The following is a 19,084-nucleotide window of genomic DNA, read 5'->3' as shown; positions in this document are numbered from 1 at the left end:
GCCTTTTATTTGTTGAATTAGTTGAATTCAAAAGGGGGAACGAGTATGTGGATGGTGGCTTTGACAGGCGTCGTTTTTGCCGTTTTGACGGTGGCTTTAGGTACATATTTGATCAAGAACCGAAACACGTCGGTTCTTGGTTGGCTGGCCAATTTGGATTTACTGGCATTATTGGCCCTCCTGGTTCAATTATTTGAGGTGTTTGGCGAAAAATATAATGCGTTGGTGATTGCCGTGGCCGTCGCAATCGTTGGTCTGGCCGTTATTTTGGGATTAATTTTGAGTTTTATTTTCTGGTTTATCAACGCAATCGTCGTTTGGCGAAAAGAAGGTTATAGTCTCAGCGGGTCGTTGACGTTAATCGTCGGGATCGGCGTTGTCCTCATTGATGTTTTGATTTTCTTTAACCCAATTGACCTGCCAACGCCGATTCAAGCGTTTGTCATGACTTTTTTGACGATGCTGATTGCTTATATTTTGCTGACTGTGTGGAATACGTTGTCTTCGATGCTGTTGTATCAATTATATTTTCCCCGGAGCAATAAAGATTACATCATCGTTTTGGGAGCTGGATTGGTTGATGGACACAAAGTCGGTCGCCTGCTTGGTGGTCGCATTAATAAAGGAATCGCATTTTATAATCAACAAATCCATCGAACCAACAAGCGCGCCAAATTGGTCTTTTCGGGCGGCCAGGGTGGTGACGAGTTACTCCCTGAAAGTGTCGCCATGCGTGACTACGCCTTGGAACATGGTGCCAGAGGGGCAGACACTTTGATTGAAGACCAGTCAGTGAATACTTTTCAAAATATGAAGTTTTCAAAAGCCTTGATTGATAAAGATGCCGGTTCGACTAATCATAGAATTGTCTTCGTTACCAGCAATTATCATACTTTGAGAGCCGGTATCCTTTCTCGGGAAGTTGGTATGCATGCTTTTGGGATCGGGTCGAAAACCCCATTTTATTACCTGCCGAACGCAGTCATTCGTGAATACCTGGCCCTGGTTGTCATGCATAAGAAATTTCATTTGGTGATGCTCGGCTTGATGTTGGTCGCCTCAGTGATTGTGGGGGTGCTGGCAGGGCTTGGAATTGCTTAATGTTTGGATTGAGGAGTTGACCGTTTGGTTGACGCCTTTTTTGTTGGTTCAGGCAAACGTGTTCCCCCAAGCAGCAACCTGCACATAAGCCAACTTCCGGCGAAATCAAACTCGATTTCCCCGCAAGTCAGCTTATGCTCCGGTTGCTAACCGCTCGGACTCACACTCTAAACGTGTTCGACAAGCCAGCTTTCTCCGCTTAGTCCGATAACAGCAGTCAACGCAAAACCAGCGTTAACTACTGTTATCACCCTAATGCTCCGACGGCATTAGTGCCTAGTAGCTAATCAGCTTGCCTCACACTCTTTTCATCTTTTCTTCACACCTTATTCACACAATAAGATATTAATTATTATAAAATATAACTATAGCAAGGGAGCTATAATTTCCACAATACTATTTGTAGAAAGGATGATTATCATGTTTAGTTTACTCTGGACACTTATCATTGGTGGCATCATTGGCGCACTTGCAGGAGCGATTGCCAGTCGTGACATGCCCATGGGCTGGATCGGCAACATTGTTGGTGGCCTGATTGGCGCCTGGCTCGGAGAAGCAATTTTTGGTTCCTGGGGGCCTCAATTAGCTGGGATGGCAATTTTACCGGCCATTGTCGGAGCTGTTATTTTAGTCCTGGTCGTTTCAATGGTGACTCGGGGAATGGCACGTTAAGGTTACCTCTTTTAAGAAAGGAGGTTGCAAATTGAATAAGTTCTCAAGATTAATGATCTGGATTGTCAGTCTGATTGGGATTGCCCAATCAGTTTGGCTGGTTGGGTTAGTCATTCCAATCGACTATTTGTCACCAGTCGTGACTCAGACAATTCAAACGGATACTCCTTGGATGATGATTGGTGCCGCGATTGTATCCGCGGTCGTCGCCCTAGTCAGTCTGATGATGTTGATAATGGCAATCTTTGCGCCAAGGAAGGCCGACCAGCTGCGATTTGAGTCCCCACACGGCAGACTGAGTATTTCCAAGTCAGCGGTTGAAAAGATTTTGCAGAATCGAATTATGACGCAAAACAACGTCAATCATGTGACTGTCAAATTGCGATTGAGGACTCGGAATCGGGTGGTTCGCGTTAGCGTCAACGCCGTTGATAAACTCAACCAAGATCTGGTCAAACTGGGTGAGGAAATTCAGAACAATGTCGTGGATGAGATCCAGCAGTTGATGGATGTTGAAGTCAAGAAAGTGCGGGTCAAAGTGACCCCGTTTGAAGCTTCAAGCAGACGCGAAAAAGCCAGTCGCCCACGAGTAGTTTAGGAGGAGGATGTCGATGAATGCAATTATGTACGGAGCCGTCTTCGGAATGGTCGCAGGCGTCGTGTGGGTCTTTGGCGGCCTCAGCGGCATGCTGACGGTGTTGGCACTGACCTTGATTGGTGCCTTGATCGGGACCGTTATCTGGAAGTTTGGCGGGCTCAAGCGCTTAATCAGCCAATTAGTGAGTGATGATTAAATAACGGAAGGAAAGTGAGATGACTGTGATGGATGCAACGATTCAAAAATCAGATTTAAACAAGAAGTTAACCTTTGAAAACTCGGTAATTGAAAAAATTGCCGGACTGGTTTCCAGAAATGTGGACGGGGTCCTGTCGCTTGATGGCGGGATGATGAGTGAATTAGCGGATCGGTTCTCAAAAACCACTGATCCGACAAAGGGGATTGACGCCGAGGTTGGTGAAAAACAGGTTGCCTTGGACATGGAAGCTACGATTGAATATGGCGCCGACGCCCGGCAGATCTTTGATGAAATTTGCAGCCGGACCCAAAAAGCCATCAAGAATTATACCGGTTTGGACGTTGTTGAAATTAATTTAAATATTAACGATGTTCTGACCAAAAAAGAATGGGAACAGCAAAGTACCCGAAAGAAAGACGATATCGCAAACACTGTCAATGATGACAGGGTGGAATAGCCAATGGAGGGAAAAACCATGACACAAGAAAACAGCAGTGTAGCAACCGTATTAACTTATGATGACAGTGTGTTAACCAAGATTGCCGGTAATACCGTTCGTGATGTGGATGGGGTGCTGTCTTTAGAGGGGAACCTGATTGATTCGGTCACTGATCGTTTCAGTGACGAGACGGATCCCTCAACTGGGGTGAAAGTAGATTTAGACAACGATGATAAAGAAGTTAAATTGGCAATGGATGCAGTCTTGGAATATGGCAAATGCATCCCAACGGTCTTTAACAAAATTACCACTAAATTAACTCAGACAATCACCGAAATGACCGATTTGAAGCCAACCGAAATTAAAATTCACGTGAAGGATTTACAGACACGGGATGAATTTCTAAAAAAGAACCAGAAAAAAGATAAGGGTGAGAAGAAAAAATAATTAAAGACCATTTTGATCAACCAGACAGCAAAGGGGCTGCGACAGATTTGTCGCAGCCCCTTGTGGTTGTCGTCTTAACTATGCGATTGTTTTCGATTCAGGATCTTTTTGATTGTCAGCATGATGGTTAAGCCAATTGCTAACACCGCCAAAGTGATTGCGAACGGACGGTTGTTGGTTACGGTCATCAAAATAAAACCAATCGCGATGGTGATCAACATGGAAATATCAAAATGAGACATTTTGCCACCTCACTTACTAAGCCATGGCCTCGTCTTCCTCAAGCTCCAACCAAAGGGCCAGCGCCGTTGGGTTGAAGTCCGGCCAACTGGAAATATGTTCATATCCGCGCGCCAAAAGCGAGCTTTGCTTTCGTTTTTTAAGGTCATCAAAAATCGTTAATGCAAACAGGTTATCTTCAAGGTCGGTGATAACGGTTCCCAATTTGTGCTGCCACTCGGCAACCAGGTCCTGGTAGATCAATAATTTCCGGGCATTCTTGATTGTATAGTCGACCCCTTGATCCCGCAGGGTTTGTTTATAATCTTCATACTCTTGCAAAACAGATTCTTTAGCGGTTTCCCACTGGTCATTATTGTATCTGGACACTTTATTAGCCATTGTCGTTCCTCCCTAGTCCAAAATAAATTCACAAACACTAAGAAGATGGTCACAAAACAATCGTTTCATCCCATCTTCGATCGAAAATATATTTTGTCTACTGAAGAACATTAAACACTAAATCGGGAAATTTTGCAAAGCAACTCGCCATTAATCTTCCACAGTCGCTCCCAGAACATGTTCGAAGTGATCCAATGCCCAGTCATTGCCGGCTTGGGTCAATCCGGCAACGCCGCTTTTGTGAACGACAATGTTGTAGCAGAGATTATAAGCGTCGACGGCAGTGTGTAAAACGCAGATATCGCTGCAGACACCGACTAGATGAACGGTGTCAACGTGGCGTTCACGCAGCCGGATATCCAGGTCGGTGCCGGCAAAGGCACTGTAGCGGGTTTTGTCATACATATACACCTTATCATCTGCTTGATGCTCTTTAAACCAAGGTGATAAGCCACCATAAAATTCACGGCCCCAAGTACCTCGGACGTTGTGAGGTGGGAATAACTTGGTTTCAGGATGGTATGGATCATTTGGTGTATGCACATCGGTCGGTAAAATCACCCAGTCGCCATTGGCCACAAATTCGTCAGCTAATTTTAAGATATGCGGTTCAAGTACCTGTCCAGGGCCGCCACAGCTCAGCGCCCCTTTATCGGCCACAAAATCGTTGGTATAATCAATAATCAGTAAAGCTGTATGAGATTCCATAAATGTATCCCTCCATAAAGACTCGATTAAAAGTCTGATTAACTTTTATTGGCTCAAAGATACTCGATATTGGCCGAAAAATCAACTAATTTGCTGATTTAATTTGTCTTTGTTCTTCATCTGTGAACATGTGTTGACGATTTGGGGTTGACATTTAAAATATGAACCGTATACTGGTAAATATTCACAGAGAGCTGGCATTTGCTGAAAGCCAGCAACTAAAATGGCAATACTTAATGGCGGCAGCCTTATCTGCAATAAGAGGCAATACATATTGTATTGTGGAACTTGGGTGGAACCGCGTTGAAGAACGCCCCTGGTACTGTAATAGGTACTGGGGGCGTTTTTAATGGACATTTTTAAGGAGGACACTATGGAAACGAAGGATCAAACAAATTCACTATCGCGTTCACTAAAAAGCCGACACATTCAGATGATTGCGATTGGCGGGGCAATTGGAACCGGGCTGTTCTTGGGGTCCGGTTCGGCCATTCACACTTCAGGGCCATCAATCATTTTATCCTACTTGATTGTCGGGATCTTTTGTTTCCTGCTGATGCGGGGGATTGGTGAATTGCTGCTGTCAGATACCAGCAAACATTCATTTCTTGATTTTGTAAAAATGTATTTGGGTGACCGCTGGGAGTTTGTGACCGGCTGGACTTACTGGTTCTGCTGGATTAGTTTGGCAATGGCCGATTTGACTGCCACCGGAATTTATATCAAGTTTTGGTTTCCCGGAGTTCCCCAATGGATTCCACCGCTGATTATTCTCTTATGTCTGTTCGCCGCCAATCTGGTCAATGTCGGATTGTTTGGTGAGATGGAATCCTGGTTTTCGATGATTAAAGTCGTGGCAATTATTCTCCTAGTCGTGGTCGGAGTAGGACTCGCCGTGTTCCATGTAAATGTTGACGGCTCGACGGCTTCGTTCAGCCAGCTGGTCAGCCATGGCGGCTTTTTCCCAACTGGCGCCCACGGGTTCTTGATGTCATTTCAAATGGTGGTGTTTGCCTTTGTCGGCATTGAAATGGTTGGGTTGACGGCCGGCGAAACTGACGATCCCAAAGCCAATCTGCCAAAGGCGATTAACAGCTTACCAATTAGAATTGGTTTATTTTATATTGGCTCGATGATTGCGGTCATGAGTGTTTACCCTTGGAATAAAATCACCACGACCGCCAGCCCATTCGTTCAGGTGTTCTCGGGAGTGGGAATTGTGGGGGCTGCCGGGATTTTGAATTTTGTTGTTTTGACTGCCGCAGTCTCCGCCACTAACAGTTGTTTATTCAGTACCAGCCGGACGATGTACGCGTTGAGTATGGGTGGGAATGCTTCGTCATTTTTAACCAAATTGGGGCGCAACGGCGTTCCAAACATTGCCCTGAACTTCTCAACCGCCTTTCTGTTAATCATCGTTGTTTTGAACTACTTTATTCCAGCAGGGGTCTTCAACCTGGTTTCAAGTGTTTCAACCATTAACTTTGTCGTGGTGTGGGTGGTTTTAATCATTGTCCACATTAAATATCGCCGAGCTCATCCGAAGGGCAGTGAGGTCTTTAAAATGCCTGGGTATCCGTTGAGTGATTATTTGACACTGGCATTCTTTGTCTTCATTCTTGGATTCCTATTGGTGAACAGCTCAACGCGGGTGGCGATGGTCATTTCCTTGATTTCAATTGGCTCGATGCTGGTAATTTACCAGGTGATCCAACGGCGTCATGGCGGCAGGTAGTTGGGGATTGAAATTGCTTTCGGAAAAAATTAGACTTTAGTTATTCATAAAATGACGATTGAAGAGGCAATTCCATGATTAAAATTCATAAGTTTGACACTTACACCTGGGTCGAGGCAATTTCACCAACTGAAGACGAATTAAATGACATTACGATTGACTATCGGGCACCAGCCAAGTTCAAAGGCTATATGCTGGATCGTCATGAGCAGCCACGGGCCACTTTTGATGATCTGTCAGGGTTTAGTGCACTGGTGGTCAGGGCAATTGCGGATCCTAAGCAAAGCCGAATGCTCACATCGCCGATTTTTCTGGGATTCAGTAATTCCCTGCTGATTACGGTGTGTCACGCCCAAGAGCAGGCTAAGCTGGTTTCAGACCATTCCAAGTTGGCATATGACAGTGTTGCCGAGCACATTTTGGCAATCCTGTTTGCATTGATTTCGCCGTTCTTTGACAAATTGGACGAGATCAGTCAGAAAGCCGAGAAGTTGGAAGGGATGCACAACCGGGCAATCAGCAACCACAGTTTGGATGAATTGGCAGCACTAAAGACCAGTCTGGTCTATCTGCGCTCGGCCACGGCAGGCAACTTGATCGCCCTGCAGGAGTTACAAGCCACCATCAAGGATAACTTGAAGATGTCCCCCGAACTTGCCAGCAAAACCAATGAATCCATTGGTGACCTGTTAATTGAATACAAACAGTGTCAAACCATGTTTGATGTGGTCGGCGACGTGGTTCGGGAAACCGAGTCGGCATTTGGGAATATTTTGAATAATAAATTGAACCAAACGATGCAGTTTCTGACGATTTGGTCACTGATTCTAGCCATTCCGCCGATTGTTTCCGGGTTTTATGGGATGAACGTTAAACTACCATTTGCAGGTCGTGGGGAAGCTTGGTTCTATACAGTCGTTTTAACGATGGTAATGGTCTTATTGATGATTGTGTATATTAAGAAGGATCGCCGCTTCAAGAAATAGAACATAGCTGAAAGCCGCTTCGTGGATTTTTCGGTATACAAAAAGCTCGTCATTCAAGATGACGGGCTTTTTGTATGATGCAATTTGCAAATACCGACGGGTAAGTTTCACGACTACATCGCAAAAACGTGCTTGCCGGAATCATATCGTTTGAGTGCGTTCACAGCCTCAGTAATGTTACCTCGTAAAATATCATTATGGTCAATGTCGATTATTTTAAAGTTCATCAGCAGTTCGTCGGGGAGATCATCGATGATGCGCCTGTCCATCAAAATGATGTCGGCACATGGCTTGGTAGCATCGAAGAAATGGTCGGGAATAATATCAACGGATGGTTGCAGTGAATTTAATTTTTCTTTGAGTCGATCACAAAAATGTTGAATGAGGACATCGTCAACAATGGGATTCCCAGTTAATGAGGGTTGTATTTTGCCTACTCGGATATCACCAACTACTTTAATGTTCACGCTTGTCACCGTCCTTGTCGAATTTATCAATCAACGCCATACTACACGATTGAATGAAGGTGGGTGACAAAGTTGGTGATTCTTTTCTTAAAATTAACCATATTAACAAAATTATAATAAATGAACCTTAAAAACAGACCAGCATTGAAAACAACAGGAAGGAAACCGTCGAAACATTGGCCCGTTTTTCAAAATTACGGAAATTAACCCGGGATTCAAAATAAGCGTAGAATGCCAGAATGCCAGCGATAAGAATGATTTTAACAAATGAGATGTTGAGTGTGAGACACAACATTAAAATCAGCACCGACACGATCATTATGGACAGCTGATTGTTTTGCTTCATAAAGGCGTAGTAGGAAAAGAAAATATTCGCGAAAATCATCAGGGTGATATACATCAGTGAGACCAGCGAAAAATAGTGATGGTAGGTCGTTGTGAACAACAAGACAATTCCGGTTCCGGAAATGAACCCATAAATAATCCAACGACAGTGAGGTTCATCGATTAAATTAGAGACTAACAGCAGGTTGGCGAGCAAAAAGCCGATCAGAATCAGCCAGACGTTAATGCTTGGCGTATCGAGGTACAGCGACGCCAATAAGATACCCAGCAAAATATCGGTTAAGATGATCATGACGGCATTTTTGCGTGGTCGGCTAACAACGGTCAATAAAACGGCAAACACGAACCCGATCACCAAGAGATGCAGAAGACGCGGATTGACGAAAAATCCCTTTAACGAGATATTGGCAAATAGCATCCAGATAAAGACCATGCTGACGGCGCGCAGTCCTGATTGAATTAAAATGGAGCGGTCAAATTTTAACAAATCCTCAACTTCCTCACATTTTTAATAGCTAATTATAAAAATAATCCTACTGGTTTTCTGTCAGATGGTCAATGGACAGCTGAAAATAAGGCTTGAAAAGCAAATCAAATATGATAAGATTGTAGAGTTATGAGTTCCCGATAGGATTCACGTGATGCGTGAAGAAGCCTTGTAACCTTAAAAAATAATAGGGGGAAAATAGAATGCGCGAAAAACATTTATTTACTTCGGAATCAGTTTCAGAAGGCCATCCGGATAAAATTGCGGATCAGATTAGTGATGCAATTCTGGATGCCTTGTTAGCAAAAGACCCGGATGCTCGGGTAGCATGCGAAACCTCAGTCACCACCGGACTGGTGTTTGTTTTCGGTGAAATTTCCACGACTGCTTATGTGGATATTCAAAAAGTCGTTCGCAACACGATTAAGCGAATCGGCTATGCCGATGGCCGTTACGGCTTTGATGGTGATTCATGTGGTGTTATCGTTGCCCTTGATGGTCAATCACCTGATATTGCCTTAGGTGTTGATGACGCTTTGGAGCAACGTGAAGGCAATACCGACCCGTTGGATCAAATCGGTGCCGGTGACCAAGGCCTCATGTTTGGCTATGCCATTGATGAGACACCCGAGTTAATGCCGTTGCCGATTTCATTAGCCCACAAGCTGATGAGAAAGCAGGCAGACTTGCGTAAGAGTGGCGAGATTGGTTATCTGGGACCGGATGCCAAGGCTGAAGTCACCGTTGAGTATGATGACAACGCCAAGCCGGTCCGAGTTGACACGGTCGTCTTAAGCACTCAGCATGACGATGGTGTCCGATTGGATCAAGTTCGGACCGATGTGATCAACCAAATCATCAAACAGGTGATTCCTGCCAAGTATCTTGACGACAAGACCCGTTATCTGGTTAATCCAACCGGCCGGTTTGTCATTGGTGGTCCTCAAGGGGATGCCGGGTTAACCGGACGTAAGATTATCGTTGATACCTATGGTGGTTACGCCCACCATGGTGGCGGTGCCTTTTCAGGAAAGGATGCTACCAAAGTTGACCGTTCGGCGAGTTATGCGGCGCGATACATTGCTAAGAACATTGTTGCCGCCGGTTTGGCAAGCGAAGCTGAAATCCAGTTGGCATATGCCATCGGGGTTGCCAAGCCCGTTTCAATCGACATTAATACATTTGGTACCGGTAAAGTGCCTGAAGATCAATTGATTGATGCCACGCGAGCATTATTTGATCTTCGCCCGGCAGGAATTATCAAAATGCTGGACTTAAAACGACCAATTTATGAACAGACCGCAGCGTATGGTCACTTTGGAAGAACCGATATTGATCTTCCATGGGAGCATACCGATAAGGTTGATGCGTTAAAAGACTATTTCAAGTTATAAACAGCGGTTCTACAATATCTGTTGTTGGTAATAGATTTTTATCTATTACTGATGACAGATTTTTTGTTTATCATTAGAATAAAAAAGCGGACATCTCCCGTCCGTTAACTTGCTCCCACCACAGAATTAAGTCAAGAAAGGAAATGCCCTATGTCAAATGATACTACGAAAATGTTGTTAGGAATAGATGATGAACACTTAATAATTGAGGAAGGACAAGTGGGTGATGATGGAGTGATTCGATTGGTGGGGTCCCTAAACTACACCCCCAAGGCATGCCGCAATTGTGGGATTATCAATGATCACCAAATTATTGGCTATGGTTGGCGGAAGACCACCATTAGATTCGCAAAAACATTGGGCAGCACCGTTATCCTGTGTCTCAATCGGCGAAACTTTCACTGTAAGGCTTGTCATACCAATTTCCTGGCGCAGACGAATGCGGTGCCGAAACACTGCACGATTTCAAATACGACCCGCAAACAATGCTTAGAAAAACTGACCGAACCGGTTTCGCTCAAACACATTGCCGATGAGTTATCCACTTCGGATTCATTCGTTGGTCGGCAGCTCTTGCGCGCTGAACGGGACTTTCAAACCAACTGGCACTATTTACCAAAAGTTCTCCTCATGGACGAAGTTAAAAGCACTAAGAGCGCCACCGACGCGATGAGCTTTGAATTTATGGATGCGGAAACCCACGAATTGATCGACCTGTTACCCTTTAGGACCATCTATCAGCTTCAAAAGTATTTCCAGCATTACGACCAGGCTGCGCGAGAAAATGTGAAAATTATCGTCACCGATATGAACTATACCTATCCCAAATTGGTGGGGCAGATCTTTCCGAACGCCATCGTTGTCATCGATCCGTTCCACTTGGTTAACGCTTTAAATCGAGCTTTTAATAAGACGCGGGTGCGCCTCATGAAAACCCTGGCGACTTCCTCACGCGAGTATCACGCCCTAAAACGCTATTGGAAACTATTATTAACGCCGGAAAATCACCTCAACTACGAAGCTTTCCGTAAGTGGACAAACTTCCCTTATCCAGCGACTGCCACTGATGTGGTTGATGCTTTATTGGACATTGATCCCGAGCTCAAGCAAACTTACAACGTGATGAATCGGTTACGTGAAACCATCAAAAACCGTGATTGGCCCAACTATAATCAAGTATTCCATCACTTAGAGGGCTGCTCGGAAGAGATGTTGGCAACCCTCCAGACCCTAGCGACTCATCATGATGAAATTGGCAATACCTTTACTCACCATTACACCAACGGGCCCTTAGAAGGTTCAAACAACAAGATTAAAGTCATTAAACGCACTGGATTTGGTTACCGAAACTTCTTCAGATTCCGGCTAAGAGTGCTGTTCGCTTTTCGAGTTCATACAAAAAGAGCTCTAATCACCAAGTGATTAGAACTCCAATATTTTGTTCACCAACAACAGTTGACGAAGAACCTAAACAGCTGACAAGCAAAACGCCCTTGAAAATTCAAGGGCATTTTTTTGTTTAATTTTAAAGAAAAGAGGTCATTTCATGACGAAAACAGCAACCAAAAGTAATGTAACCTTAGTAACGATTGCCCTCTTTGTGGCCACCTTTATGGCCGCAATTGAAGGGACAATTGTTTCGACTGCCATGCCGACGATTGTCGGTGACCTGCGGGGAGTTTCCCTAATGAATTGGGTCTTTTCCATTTTTCTGTTAACCAATGCAATTGCGACGCCAATCTATGGTAAATTGGCCGACAGTATTGGCCGAAAGCCAATGTTTATTGGCGGGATTTTGATCTTTGTCTTTGGGTCGGTGATGTCCGGGTTATCGCACTCGATGGTGGTTTTGATCTTTTGGCGGGCGGTTCAAGGGGTTGGAGCCGGCTCCATCATGCCGATTTCCAATACGATTATCGCCGATATTTATCCCCTGGAAAAGCGCGCTCAGGTGTTGGGCCTGAACTCGTCTGCTTGGGGAATTGCTTCTGTGATCGCGCCACTATTAGGTGGTTTCATTGTTGATCACTTGAGCTGGCACTGGATTTTCTTTATCAATTTACCAATTGGGCTGATTGTCATGTTCATGGTCCAAATTTTTCTGCATGAAGACAAACGCCACAGTACCACTAAAATGGACATTGCCGGGACGACTTGGCTGACGATGATGCTGTTGGCAGTTATGTATGCGTTCCAGTTGGTCGGCCAGGATCCGATCAACTGGCAGATCGTTGCGGTCTGCTTCTTGGTTACGGTGATCGCCACCGTCATGTTTATTCGGACAGAAAGACTGGCGGCCGATCCGTTAATTCCGATGGAACTATTTGATAATCGGACCTTCGTCGTTCAAAATATCGTGGTTTTTTTGGTCAGTGGCTTTCTGATCGGCTACGAAGTTTATCTGCCGGACTGGACCCAGGGAATTTTGGGCCTGCGGGCATCGATGGCCGGGTTTGCGGTGACGCCGAGTTCCCTGATGTGGATTGTCGGCTCATTTTTGGCCGGTAAATTGCTGGCCAGGACGTCACCTTACCGCATTATTAACCTCAGTCTCTTCTTTATCTTGGTTGGGGCCATTATTATGGTGCTGATTCCGGCATATACGCCGTTTGTGGCCTTCTTGGGGATTTCAATGATCTGTGGGACCGGCTTTGGCTTAACGGTGACAACGTCGATTATTAGCGTTCAAAATGAGGTTAAACCAACTCAGATTGGTGTGGCAACTTCCTTTAATACTTTGTGCCGAACGCTGGGTCAGACACTGATGATTTCAATCTTTGGTATCGTCATGAACACCACCATGCTGCGTGGGGTTCGGCAAACGGAACATACGTCCTTGAAAATGATGGACAAACTGATTAACCCATTGACTGCCAATCAGTTAAGTGACAAAATTTTGCCGCAGTTGCGAAATATTTTGTACAATTCCCTGCATAATGTCTTTGTGGTCGGCCTGATTCTGATTATCATTGCCTATATCTGCAATTTGTTTGACCGCAAAAATAAAAAACAGCGAATCAATTAATCGATCCGCTGAATCGCCATCAATATTGGTGGAAAATGCTGCTGATTTAAGAAGCTGTATTTCAAAACACTGTATCGTTTTTGGTCGAGTTGACTGCCAAATTCGAGGACGGTGTTTTTTTCGCGTTCGCCGCCTGGGTGACCGTAGTAGGCAACCACGACGATCACGCCATTATGGCACAAATGGTTGAGGCAGCCTTTAATCGCCGCAATCGTCGTTTCAGGGTAGGTGACAATCGTCTTATCGCCGCCCGGCAGATAGCCGAGATTGAAGATGGCGCCGGAAATCATGGTCTCGTATGGTAAAATTTCATCAACTTTGGCATGACTGATATTGTACAGGTAGACATTTTTGGTGCGAACGTGATTGGTTTTTAGAAGTGCTTTGGTATTTTCAACTGCCTGGGCTTGAATATCAAATCCATACACGGTGCCTTGTTTGCCAACTAAATTGGCTAAAAACAGGGTGTCGTGACCGTTACCCATGGTACAGTCAACGACGGTATCTCCGGAATCGACAGTTTCTGATAACAGTTCATGGCTATATTCCAATGCTGATTTGATTTTCATGAGATACCTCCTGCGAATCGATTAAATACCCATTGTGACACCATTAAGGTCACTAGGCCAAGACTCCAGCCACCCAGAACGTCACTGGCATAATGAACGCCAACATATATCCGGCTGATACCGATACCGACAATCATGATGATCAAAATCAGATCAACGATCAGCCGTTGGCTACTTCCTTTAAGCATGCGGTTGGCCAGCAAAATCAGGCTGCCGGCAACCACCATGATACTCATTGAGTGACCACTGGGGAAACTACTGCTGTGAACAGCCACCAGATGGGTCAGGGATGGTCGCGGCCGGTTAACCATGTGTTTGACCAGGGTATCAATTGGGGCTGCCAAGACGACGCCGTTAATCAACAGGAATAAGGCTGACTTGATTTTGCGAACCAAAAATAAAATCAAACCGGCACCGATTGTGAACCCCAATAGTGACTGATAATTTCCCAGCTCGGTAAAATGAATCATGAAGCTGGTTAGCGAGGGCGTTTGAAAGCTTCTGACCATGTGGCCGAAGTAGGTGTCAAAGGTATTGATCCATTCTTTATGTAAGACGACGCCGTAAGTCAGAACCAAAAAGATGACCAGTGAAACCAAACTAACGGTGCTTGAAATTTTTTGTGATTGTTTTTTCATGTTTTCAACTCCAATAATAAAATTATAGCACGCTGAGCAGTTGTTTTTTAAGACCTGTTTTGGTATGATAATAAGCAATAATTTCAATTTGTGAAAATGCAGAGACGAATTAGTAACCAACTGCCTGTTTTCCAGAAACTGAGTGGCTGCTGTGAACTCAGAACAGGTCGTGGCGAACTCATCGTCGAATGCTTGGTCGAACGAAGTAAATCAAGCCGGTTTGTCGCCGTTATTGATTCGAGAGCTCAAGTAATTGAGAATATAGGTGGTACCGCGATAAATCGTCCTATAAGAAGCCCAGTCTGGTTTCTTATGGGACTTTTTTCATTGATTGAGAAATATGAAAGGTGGAAGTTGCAAAATGGCATACAATCATGAGGTAATTGAGCGCAAATGGCAGCATTACTGGAAAGAACACAAGACATTTAAGACTGAAGAAGTTGCTGACAAAGACAAATACTATGTCTTGGATATGTTCCCTTATCCATCGGGTCAGGGCCTGCACGTTGGGCATCCTGAAGGCTACACAGCTACGGATATTATGGCTAGAATGAAGCGGATGCAGGGGAAAAATGTTCTTCACCCAATGGGATGGGATGCTTTTGGATTACCTGCAGAACAGTATGCATTGAAGACGGGGCATAACCCGCGGGACTTTACAGCTAAGAACATCAAAACTTTCAAACGCCAAATTCGTTCACTTGGATTCTCATATGATTGGGATCGTGAAATTAACACCACCGACCCAAGTTATTACAAATGGACCCAATGGATTTTTGAAGAATTATACAAACGCGGATTGGCTTATGAAGACAATATTGAAGTTAACTGGGCCCCTGATTTTATGGGTGGGACCGTTGTTGCCAACGAGGAAGTCGTTGACGGTAAGACTGAACGTGGCGGCTATCCGGTTTATCGGGTGCCGATGCGCCAATGGGTCCTCAAGATCACGGCTTACGCTGATCGATTGATTGATGACTTGGACGACCTGGATTGGCCTGAAAGTATTAAGGAACAACAACGCAACTGGATCGGCCGCTCGCGTGGTGCCAGCGTGTTCTTTGAGGTCAAAGGTCATCCTGATGACAAGGTTGAAGTGTTCACCACCCGTCCTGACACCCTGTTTGGGGCAACTTACATGGTGCTGGCTCCGGAACACGAGCTGGTTTCAAAGATTACCACCCCTGAACAAGCAGCTGAAGTCAAAGCTTATCAAGAAGAAGTTTCCCGCAAATCCGATCTTGAACGAACCGATTTGAACAAAGATAAGAGTGGGGTCTTCACTGGTGCCTATGGGATTAATCCAATGACTGGTAAAGAAGTGCCAATCTGGATTGGCGATTACGTTCTTGAATCATACGGAACCGGTGCCATCATGGCCGTTCCAGCCCATGATGATCGTGATTATGACTTTGCCAAGAAATTTGGACTGCCGATTGTTCCTGTCATTGAAGGTGGTAATACCGACGAAGCTGCCTATACGGGTGACGGTTCTCACTTCAACTCCGGCTTCATGGATGGCATGGGCAAAGATGACGCCATTAAGGCAGCCATCGATTGGTTAACTGATCATAAAGCCGGTCATGAAAAGGTCAACTACCGGCTGCGTGACTGGATTTTCAGCCGTCAACGATACTGGGGTGAACCAATTCCAGTAATTCATTGGGAAGATGGCGAAACGACGCTGGTTCCTGAAGATGAGCTGCCGCTTCGATTGCCAAAGGCCAAAGATATTCAAACCTCTGGTGGCAAGGAAAGCCCACTCGCTAACTTGGATGACTGGGTCAACGTGGTTGATAAAAACGGCCGTAAAGGCAAACGTGAAACCAACACGATGCCACAGTGGGCCGGTAGTTCATGGTACTGGCTGCGTTACATGGATCCCCATAACGACCAGGCGATCGCTTCGCCTGAAAAGTTGAAGTACTGGTCACCAGTCGACTTATACGTCGGCGGGGCTGAACATGCCGTTCTACATTTGCTATATGCAAGATTCTGGCACAAGTTCCTTTACGATTTGGGGGTTGTGCCAACCAAGGAACCGTTCCAGAAACTGGTTAACCAGGGGATGATTCTTGGAACCAACCACGAAAAGATGTCGAAGTCAAAGGGTAACGTGATCAACCCGGATGATATTGTTGATGAATATGGTGCAGATACACTTCGGGTATATGAAATGTTCATGGGCCCAATCGATGCTGCCAAGCCTTGGAGCACGGAAGGCATTCACGGGGCCTACCATTGGCTTGACCGGGTATGGCGATTGCTGATCGACGATAACAACCATCTTCGTGACCGCGTCACCACGATCAACGACGGCAAGCTGGACAAGATTTATAACCAGACGGTTAAAATCGTTTCAGATGATTTTGAACATATGCGGTTTAACGTCGGCATTTCTCAAATGATGGTCTTTGTTAACGACGCCTACAAGGCAGATTCACTGCCAATTGATTACATGGAAGGCTTCGTCAAACTCCTGTCACCGGTTGCCCCACATATTGCAGAAGAATTGTGGAGTCTATTGGGTCATGACGGCACGATTACCTATGAAAAATGGCCAACGTATGATGCTTCCAAGTTAGTTGAAAATACTGTTCAGATGGTCGTTCAAGTCAACGGGAAAGTTCGTTCACACATTAAGGTAGCCCGTGATCTTGATAAAGACAAAGTTGAACAAACTGCCAAAAGTGATGAGAATGTTGAACGCTATCTGGAAGGCAAGACTGTTCGCAAAGTGATTGTCATTCCAAACAAGATCGTTAATATTGTTGTCGGTTAACGTGATCAAGCAAACAGCTGGGGAATTGTCCTCAGCTGTTTTTGATTTGAACAGTTGAATTATTTTCAAAAAAATAAAAACATTCCGCCATTTTCTCCGTATATATATTACGAACGGGACGAGTTAAGTCGTCTTGAAAAATGTTGAAGGAGAAAGATGATGGATAAATTTGATAAAGTGACTTGGGGGAAAGCTAATAGTCTTAAATTTTGGAGCAGTTTAGTGCTCATGGCTGCCAGTGGGTTAATCATGCTGCAGGCACCGTTAGCTCACGCGGATTCCCCAGCAGCGAACATGCGCACGACTGAGTTGGGACAGCGGGTGACATTTTATGTTCAGCCGGTGTACCAATCCGATCCCAGTGGTGACTGGCAGGTGATTCCCGGAGTCAAGCCAATTAAGATGGTCGGCAATGTAGGGGGATCCTTTCAAGTACCGGTTTATAAGAACTTTGTTCCAACCACAACGATTTCTCATACAGTTCCAGATTTTCGTGCAGACTTGCAGCACCCGTTGCTGCTCAAATACAGTCAGGAAAGTACCGGCCTCTATACCGCAACGGTGAATATTAACTATATGAATCGTCAAGATAGTCACACACTGGACAGTGCCACCAAAACGTTGCATTACGCTGACCAAGTAACCATTAAGCCGAAGAAAATTCAGGGATATCAGCCGGTTGAGGCAACCTTTGAAAGCCCATATTTCACTAAAAATAACGATCAATCGGTAAACTTTTGTTTTAGAGAATTAAGGGATCTGACTTGCCTGGTAAAATTCTGGTACCAGCCAGTGAATGCTTCTCAGCCAGATCAGGCCGAGCAGGTCAAAGAAACCCGGCCAAAGCAGAACCATGCTGAGGGGTCTACGAATTCTCACGCAGGCACCGATTCAAAACTTGTGGAAGCTGCCAAACCGGTGACACAAGACAGTGGCGACACAAAGCCAGCCAGTTCGAATGTAGCGCCGGTATTACCAGTCAACTCAACTGATCAGGCGCAAAAAAGTGCTCCCCAAGTTGAAGTTAAGCAACAACGGCCCACGGTTCCTCAACCAACTTTAATAACTAAAGAACCGGTGTTTCAGGCGGCTAAACCTGTCGAGACGAAAGCTGCAAGTCTTCCGTCAGATTTGTCCCAGGTTGCACAACAATCGCCAGTGGTCCCGTCAAAACCAACGAATTCGACGAGGGTTAATGTGGCGGGAAAAAGTCAAATCTCTGTTAGTCGGCCAACAGAGAGTGTCCGCACGTCATCCCGGCCAGCGACTGATTCCCACCTGGGAGCAACCGGGGTCGCAATTTTGAACAACTCGACGCATGTAGGCCAAGCTACAATAACCCAACCGACTCCAAACAAAAAAGTCGCCGTAAAAGGGATGGCCGTCTACGCCATCAAAACGGTCGGGCTATACAGTTCCCCCAATTTTAAGGCCGTCAATCGACTTTTCCGATATCCAGCTCAAAAGCGCTATGCCCGACCCATGTTTGTAGTAACCGGCTACGCTCGTTCAGCTACTGGTAAGTTGCGGTACCGGGTACGGGATGTCAATCATCAAAGCCCTTCCCATGGCAAAACAGGCTACCTAACGGCAAACTGGACCTATGTGAGACCAGTCTATTACGCCAGTCGTCACCCAAAAATCAAAGTGATCAACCCGACCGGCATTCATGGCTATCAAGGTAAGAATTTGACTGGTAGAGTTGCCACCTACAAAATGGGCCAGACTGTCAATGTCAAACGCATGGTTCATTATCACTTGACAACGCGTTTTGTCTTAGCCGATGGTTCATATATCACAGCTAATCGTAAATTAGTGAGTGCCTTTAAATAATCAACTACATGAATGAAAAACAGCCAAAATCCGAAATG

At 45.2% G+C, this 19,084-nt stretch carries 20 protein-coding genes, 1 riboswitch and 1 other annotated feature; of the genes, 13 read left to right on the top strand and 7 right to left on the bottom strand.

Translation table 11 applies throughout. The features are described from left to right. The first annotated feature begins 45 nt into the window (after positions 1-45). The 6 genes from KE627_RS00750 (at position 46) to KE627_RS00725 (ending at position 3,456) form a co-directional block, all read left to right on the top strand. The gene (locus KE627_RS00750; protein ID WP_056938717.1) at positions 46-1,101 is read left to right on the top strand and encodes a YdcF family protein; all 1,056 of its coding nucleotides are present in this window, start codon (positions 46-48) and stop codon (positions 1,099-1,101) included. A 420-nt stretch (positions 1,102-1,521) separates the two neighbouring features. Next, entirely contained in the window at positions 1,522-1,773 is a 252-nt protein-coding gene (locus KE627_RS00745; RefSeq protein WP_013728087.1) for a GlsB/YeaQ/YmgE family stress response membrane protein, read from the top strand. Positions 1,774-1,804: 31 nt separating this feature from the next. Beyond that, positions 1,805-2,371, top strand: coding sequence for an alkaline shock response membrane anchor protein AmaP (gene amaP / locus KE627_RS00740; protein WP_013728086.1), 567 nt, complete (start codon positions 1,805-1,807; stop codon positions 2,369-2,371). A 13-nt stretch (positions 2,372-2,384) separates the two neighbouring features. Further along, the gene (locus KE627_RS00735; RefSeq protein WP_013728085.1) at positions 2,385-2,567 is read left to right on the top strand and encodes a hypothetical protein; all 183 of its coding nucleotides are present in this window, start codon (positions 2,385-2,387) and stop codon (positions 2,565-2,567) included. Positions 2,568-2,586: 19 nt separating this feature from the next. Beyond that, positions 2,587-3,027, top strand: a complete 441-nt coding sequence (locus KE627_RS00730; RefSeq protein ID WP_014940095.1) for an Asp23/Gls24 family envelope stress response protein — start codon at positions 2,587-2,589, stop codon at positions 3,025-3,027. 18 nt (positions 3,028-3,045) lie between these two features. Beyond that, on the top strand, positions 3,046-3,456 hold the full coding sequence (locus tag KE627_RS00725) for an Asp23/Gls24 family envelope stress response protein (protein WP_013728083.1): 411 nt from the start codon (positions 3,046-3,048) through the stop codon (positions 3,454-3,456). Positions 3,457-3,530: 74 nt separating this feature from the next. Here KE627_RS00725 and KE627_RS00720 read toward each other — a convergent pair whose 3' ends face one another. The 3 genes from KE627_RS00720 to KE627_RS00710 form a co-directional block, all read right to left on the bottom strand. Further along, positions 3,531-3,698, bottom strand: coding sequence for a hypothetical protein (locus KE627_RS00720; protein WP_013728082.1), 168 nt, complete (start codon positions 3,696-3,698; stop codon positions 3,531-3,533). 16 nt (positions 3,699-3,714) lie between these two features. Then, complete coding sequence (locus KE627_RS00715; RefSeq protein WP_013728081.1) at positions 3,715-4,077, bottom strand: hypothetical protein; 363 nt, start codon at positions 4,075-4,077, stop codon at positions 3,715-3,717. A 150-nt stretch (positions 4,078-4,227) separates the two neighbouring features. Continuing rightward, the gene (locus KE627_RS00710) at positions 4,228-4,785 is read right to left on the bottom strand and encodes a cysteine hydrolase family protein (protein ID WP_013728080.1); all 558 of its coding nucleotides are present in this window, start codon (positions 4,783-4,785) and stop codon (positions 4,228-4,230) included. A gap of 373 nt (positions 4,786-5,158) precedes the next feature. On the opposite strand from KE627_RS00710, the gene KE627_RS00705 reads away from it, so the two are divergent. Both KE627_RS00705 and KE627_RS00700 read left to right on the top strand, forming a co-directional pair. Further along, positions 5,159-6,520 (top strand): amino acid permease, encoded by a 1,362-nt coding sequence (locus KE627_RS00705; RefSeq protein ID WP_013728079.1) that lies wholly within the window; start codon positions 5,159-5,161, stop codon positions 6,518-6,520. A gap of 74 nt (positions 6,521-6,594) precedes the next feature. Then, positions 6,595-7,506 (top strand): magnesium transporter CorA family protein, encoded by a 912-nt coding sequence (locus KE627_RS00700; protein ID WP_013728078.1) that lies wholly within the window; start codon positions 6,595-6,597, stop codon positions 7,504-7,506. A 113-nt stretch (positions 7,507-7,619) separates the two neighbouring features. On the opposite strand, the gene KE627_RS00695 is transcribed toward KE627_RS00700, so the two are convergent. Together KE627_RS00695 and KE627_RS00690 are read right to left on the bottom strand one after the other, a co-directional pair. Beyond that, positions 7,620-7,973: a hypothetical protein gene (locus KE627_RS00695; protein WP_013728077.1), complete on the bottom strand. Its 354-nt coding sequence runs from the start codon at positions 7,971-7,973 to the stop codon at positions 7,620-7,622. 127 nt (positions 7,974-8,100) lie between these two features. Next, positions 8,101-8,805 carry a hypothetical protein gene (locus KE627_RS00690; RefSeq protein ID WP_013728076.1) on the bottom strand — a complete coding sequence of 235 codons (705 nt, stop codon included), beginning with the start codon at positions 8,803-8,805 and terminating at the stop codon, positions 8,101-8,103. A 122-nt stretch (positions 8,806-8,927) separates the two neighbouring features. Further along, positions 8,928-9,011: riboswitch (SMK box riboswitch) on the top strand. On the opposite strand from KE627_RS00690, the gene metK reads away from it, so the two are divergent. From metK to KE627_RS00675, 3 genes are all read left to right on the top strand, one after another. Next, complete coding sequence (metK, locus tag KE627_RS00685; RefSeq protein WP_013728075.1) at positions 9,009-10,199, top strand: methionine adenosyltransferase; 1,191 nt, start codon at positions 9,009-9,011, stop codon at positions 10,197-10,199. (Overlaps the previous riboswitch by 3 nt.) 150 nt (positions 10,200-10,349) lie before the next feature. Beyond that, positions 10,350-11,621 (top strand): ISL3 family transposase, encoded by a 1,272-nt coding sequence (locus KE627_RS00680; protein WP_035181568.1) that lies wholly within the window; start codon positions 10,350-10,352, stop codon positions 11,619-11,621. Between the two features lie 124 nt (positions 11,622-11,745). Next, positions 11,746-13,224 carry an MDR family MFS transporter gene (locus KE627_RS00675; protein WP_211772860.1) on the top strand — a complete coding sequence of 493 codons (1,479 nt, stop codon included), beginning with the start codon at positions 11,746-11,748 and terminating at the stop codon, positions 13,222-13,224. Here KE627_RS00675 and mnmM read toward each other — a convergent pair. Together mnmM and KE627_RS00665 are read right to left on the bottom strand one after the other, a co-directional pair. Beyond that, positions 13,221-13,793, bottom strand: coding sequence for a tRNA 5-(aminomethyl)-2-thiouridylate-methyltransferase MnmM (gene mnmM, locus KE627_RS00670; RefSeq protein ID WP_014940090.1), 573 nt, complete (start codon positions 13,791-13,793; stop codon positions 13,221-13,223). The genes KE627_RS00675 and mnmM overlap by 4 nt on opposite strands. Then, positions 13,790-14,431, bottom strand: coding sequence for a phosphatase PAP2 family protein (locus KE627_RS00665; RefSeq protein WP_013728073.1), 642 nt, complete (start codon positions 14,429-14,431; stop codon positions 13,790-13,792). The genes mnmM and KE627_RS00665 overlap by 4 nt, the downstream gene beginning before the upstream one ends. 90 nt (positions 14,432-14,521) lie before the next feature. Continuing rightward, positions 14,522-14,723 (top strand) — a binding site (T-box leader). Positions 14,724-14,792: 69 nt separating this feature from the next. Here KE627_RS00665 and leuS point away from each other — a divergent pair. Together leuS and KE627_RS00655 are read left to right on the top strand one after the other, a co-directional pair. Continuing rightward, a complete protein-coding gene (leuS, locus tag KE627_RS00660) occupies positions 14,793-17,213 on the top strand; it encodes a leucine--tRNA ligase (RefSeq protein ID WP_056938743.1) in 2,421 nt (806 codons plus the stop codon). Between the two features lie 156 nt (positions 17,214-17,369). Further along, positions 17,370-19,046, top strand: a complete 1,677-nt coding sequence (locus tag KE627_RS00655; RefSeq protein WP_056938744.1) for a DUF5776 domain-containing protein — start codon at positions 17,370-17,372, stop codon at positions 19,044-19,046. Positions 19,047-19,084 lie beyond the last annotated feature (38 nt).

It is taken from the genome of Lentilactobacillus buchneri (assembly GCF_018314255.1).
In the GTDB taxonomy this organism is placed as follows: Bacteria; Bacillota; Bacilli; order Lactobacillales; family Lactobacillaceae; genus Lentilactobacillus; species Lentilactobacillus buchneri.
The sequence above is the reverse complement of the archived record's forward strand: the minus strand, read 5'-3'. Positions and strand labels throughout refer to the sequence as shown.